Origin of the sequence: Chamaesiphon sp. VAR_48_metabat_403, assembly GCF_031422475.1 — a bacterium.
GTDB lineage: Bacteria > Cyanobacteriota > Cyanobacteriia > Cyanobacteriales > Chamaesiphonaceae > Chamaesiphon.
The window spans coordinates 1-4,204 of sequence record NZ_JANPLS010000502.1; the positions used below are offsets into that span (position 1 = coordinate 1).

At 44.8% G+C, this 4,204-nt stretch carries 6 protein-coding genes; 1 reads left to right on the forward strand and 5 read right to left on the reverse strand.

The window, feature by feature from the left end:
• Positions 1 to 441 (reverse strand): tetratricopeptide repeat protein (locus RMO79_RS23545; protein ID WP_310485703.1); only part of this gene is annotated, 441 nt, incomplete at its 3' end.
• A gap of 251 nt (positions 442 to 692) precedes the next feature.
• On the opposite strand from RMO79_RS23545, the gene psb29 reads away from it, so the two are divergent.
• Positions 693 to 1,400 carry a photosystem II biogenesis protein Psp29 gene (gene psb29 / locus RMO79_RS23550; protein WP_310485704.1) on the forward strand — a complete coding sequence of 236 codons (708 nt, stop codon included), beginning with the start codon at positions 693 to 695 and terminating at the stop codon, positions 1,398 to 1,400.
• A 285-nt stretch (positions 1,401 to 1,685) separates the two neighbouring features.
• Here the strand turns inward: psb29 and RMO79_RS23555 are convergent, their stop codons facing one another.
• From RMO79_RS23555 to RMO79_RS23570, 4 genes are all read right to left on the reverse strand, one after another.
• Positions 1,686 to 2,492, reverse strand: a complete 807-nt coding sequence (locus RMO79_RS23555) for an inositol monophosphatase family protein (RefSeq protein ID WP_310485705.1) — start codon at positions 2,490 to 2,492, stop codon at positions 1,686 to 1,688.
• Between the two features lie 192 nt (positions 2,493 to 2,684).
• Positions 2,685 to 3,254: a PIN domain-containing protein gene (locus RMO79_RS23560; protein WP_310485706.1), complete on the reverse strand. Its 570-nt coding sequence runs from the start codon at positions 3,252 to 3,254 to the stop codon at positions 2,685 to 2,687.
• Positions 3,254 to 3,721, reverse strand: coding sequence for a helix-turn-helix domain-containing protein (locus tag RMO79_RS23565; protein ID WP_310485707.1), 468 nt, complete (start codon positions 3,719 to 3,721; stop codon positions 3,254 to 3,256). Before RMO79_RS23565 ends, RMO79_RS23560 begins: the two co-directional genes overlap by 1 nt.
• A 271-nt stretch (positions 3,722 to 3,992) precedes the next feature.
• On the reverse strand, positions 3,993 to 4,204 hold a 212-nt coding region (locus tag RMO79_RS23570; RefSeq protein WP_310485709.1), incomplete at its 5' end, for a hypothetical protein.

The window sequence follows — 4,204 nt, forward strand, 5'->3', positions numbered from 1 at the left end:
AGGATCGATCGAAACGGCTTTATCGTAGTCGGCGATAGCGGCTGGATGACGGTTGCTTTTACTCAATACGGTGGCACGATTATAATAAGCGATTGCCGATTTGGGTTCGATCGAGATTGCTGTAGTATAATCGGCGATCGCACCTGCGAAATCGCCCATGCCGTCTTTAACATTACCGCGCTCGATATAAGCGGCAAAATATTGAGGATTTAAAGTAATCGCCCGATTGAAACTCGATATCGCCTGCGTAAAATTACCCGCAGCAGCAGCGGTGATACCTTGCTGATATTGCTTGCCAGCATCGACAGCATCGATTTGTACCGCTGTTTGATTCTCGATCGGATCGATGGTATAAGCATAGGTAGGACGAGACTCACAAATGGTAGCGAGCGTCATTGTGCCGCATAACAACCAAACTGCCACATTCAAATTTCGAGCCATATCAACCTTGCTTCCTACAGCTAAATAATCGTTCTTTTATCAGAATGCCTCGGCGGTAGATTAAAATGTATCCGTATAAGATCGTAAAGATTTCGATTCGATCGATTTCAGGTTGCTATTAATTGCCGATTGCAGCTACAGGATAAGCTTTTGAGGCATTATGCGCTCGATCTGGGGATTGCGATCTTTGCGTATTGGGTAACCGATCGATGATAATTAAGTATTGTTAACCACACTTCTTATATATCCCGGTGAATAACCTGAGTACTGTCTCCGATACCAAGCGTAATTTCTACTCTCAACATACCCGCCCGATTAATTCGATTTATCGGCGGGTAGTAGAAGAATTAATGGTTGAAATGCATTTGCTTTCGACTAATGTTGATTTTGCCTACAATCCAATTTACGCTTTGGGTGTAGTCAGTAGCTTCGATCGGTTTATGACGAGTTATCGTCCCGAAAGCGATAAACAATCGATCTTCGTTGCGTTGTGTGAATCGATGGGTGGTAACGCTCAACAATACCGCACCGATGCGACTGGAGTCTCAGAATTTGCTAGCAGTATGCAAGAGCAAGATATCGTCAGTTGGTTGGCGCACCCAGAGGCGAATGGTACTGGAGCGCAAATAGCTAGTACGATCGATTCGATTGCGAGTAATCCTAAATTTAAGTACAGTCGGTTATTTGGCATCGGCTTATTTACAATTCTCGAACAAGCCGCACCAGCCATCCTCAAAGATGAGAAAAAACGCGAAGCAGCAATCTTACAGATTGGCGAAGCGATGCACTTACCTACCGATAAAGTCCAAAAAGATTTAGATACCTATCGTAGTAATTTGGATAAACTCGTCCAAATGGAAGCAGTTATGGCAGATTTAGCCGAAGCCGAACGCAAAAAACGCGAGAAACGCGATCTGGCAAAAGCCACGGCGACAGCGGCACCTACTGAAACCGAATAAGAGCAAGTGGGGAATGTGGGAGAAACAGCGATGCCAGTATTTCTCTCAACATCCTGACAGCTAATCTGGGGATTTGGGATTTTGCGGTTCGCGCGCCTTGGTTCCCTGGTGGTAATCGGATCTGGTAATTCTGCTGCGAAAACTCTCGCACTATTTCGAGTAGATCGATCGAAATGTTGACGATAGAATGCGGGTTGAAACAGTTTTATTTTTAAAAACCACCATCAGCTCCATTCCCGCGAGCTGCTCGATTTCGATCGTGAAAATTCCTCGGTGGTATCCCGATTACTTCCAAATCGATGTCATCTGGGGTAACAGCAAATCTGCAAACTCCGCACGATTGACAATTAGGCTCGGCATTGCATAGTTGCCGTAATTTCGCCCTACAACCGCTGGGAAAGTTGGTTCGGCTCTCAATGAGTACCATCGCCCTCCAGCAGCATGTAGAATCGCCCACACCGCTGCTAAATCCCAGATTTTGGGTGTTGCTTCCACCCCACCCAAACTCGATCCAGCAGCAACCGCCAGAAAATTGTAAGTAGCCACCCCCAACATCCGAATTTTGCAAGGAAATCCCGGTTTCCAGATCTGGAGACTGCGGGCGCACAAACTGAAAAAATGATTTTGACTGGGTAGATCCTGACTAATCTGAATCGGATTACCGTTTAGATACGCTCCCGTCGGCAGTTCTAAACCCGTATTTCCCGCCCAATAACCGTAGAATGTTTGATTCACAGGCGGAAAATAGACATAGCCAAATACTGGCTCACCATTGTAGAGTAACCCGATCGAGATCCCCCACAACGGAATCCCCCGCGTAAAATTGGTCGTTCCATCTAACGGATCGATAACCCACGTCCATGTTGCAGCGGTGAATTCATGCTCGTTCTCTTCACTGAGAATGGCATGATCGGGAAAAACTTTAGCAATACTCGATCGAATCTCATGATCCGCCCATCGATCGGATTGAGTCACCAAACTCCCATCATCTTTTTCTAACCCCTGCACGCGCCCGAAATCTAGTAAAAATTGCGCGCCGACTCTCTGCGCCGTAGTAGCAGCCAGATCTAAAACCCGATCCCAAAATTCCATGTTAATTAAACTCGATACCGTCATTAACAGGATACACGGCTGTAGGCGATCGAAATAAAGTTGTCATCGGACATTAGATTGAAGGGCAATGACACAGACAAAAGAGTATAGTTATTGGCTAAGTTGCAAGAATTGGGTATCGATGCGGATAGTTTGAAATGAAATAGTCTCGATCGGATCGTGTTAGAGCGTTTAAATATTTTGACGCAACAAACTACACGATCGATTTAAACCTTGTCTGAGCAATATTTCTAGAAATTCATCGACAGATTTAGGTGGGTTTCGCAATCGTTGCCGACAGCACTCGACCGCATCAGCCACTGCTTGCGGATGCAGTAGAATTAGGTCAGCAACAAAATCATCTGGATGGATTGCCTCGATCGAGTACTGTTCTAATTTATTTGCAGGAAAATCTTTTAAATTGAAGGTCACAATTAGATCTGCTCTAGCGATAATTGCGGCTGCCAATACATGTCGATCGGCTGGATCTGGCAGATCTAAAATCGGAATCAAATGTTCGTAGCCATCGACCAAAGATTCTTCAACATGGCTATTCATCAAATCCCTAACCCGAATCAGTTTCTTCCAAGTTATATCCGTACGATTCGTATGGACATTTCGCATCCACTCATCATGAATCTGGGTAGTCCATCTCGCACTAAATAATTCGCTCATAGCTAGCTGCATGAGTAGATCGCGTAATGGTGCTGGATAGAGAACGCAGGCATCATAGATGGCGATTGCCCGATCGGTTGTATTCATTAATATCCCATATCTAGCTCTTGGGATAATGCTGCTAATTCATCTAAAGCAGCCGCACGTAGTCGATATTTTTGCTGTTTGTAAACAACTAAATCGGTAGATAATATGCGTCGATGTTTACCTACTTTGCGACAGGGCAGATCGCCTCGATCGATTAATTTAATCAGATGAGGACGGGAAATATTTAATAAATTTGCGGCTTCCTGAGTTGTTAATTCTGCTTGAACGGGCATAATGCTAACAGTATTACCCTGAGATATTTGGGTCAAAATCTCCACTAATAAGTTAATTGCTAAAGCTGGAATTACCACATTTTGCTCGCTCCCATCTCGATCGACAACTTTAATGTGGTGGCTAGATCCTGCGGTTTGTAGGGATTGAGCTAAGAGATGGCTACTAAGGGCAGATAGTTGAGTATCTTCGACTGTGGGTGGCGCGGAGAAATGATAACTGGTTGTTAGCACCATAGGTTTGTATGACGATTGGGGCTGATATTTCTAATTTACAGTCCAAACGAAATAAACGCAAGTAAACAAGCTGCTCTGCTCTAGCACCGCCATGAACTCAAGCTTGGCGATCGTATTGCAATTTTTCTCAAGAGAACTACAAAATTGCACTTAGTCCATTGAAATGTACTTTCGCTCTGAGCAACTAATTCATTTGAGGGCAGTAATCGATACTAATCCAACCACCCTCGATTCGCACCTCCACCCATCCCCACACCGATCGAATCGAGCTTCATTTTCTATTACGATCGATCGCACCCAAAGCAATCAGGGAAGCAATTTGAGCATCGGTTAAGCCTTTGACATTGGTAATATTGGCACCTGCACAGAGTCGAGTATCGATCGATCTCAAACATTTCCCAGTTGTCAGATCCCACTCCTTAATCGTGCGATCCTTGCTGGCAGAATAGAGTAATTTCCCCTCCTTACTCAGAGCGATCGCCA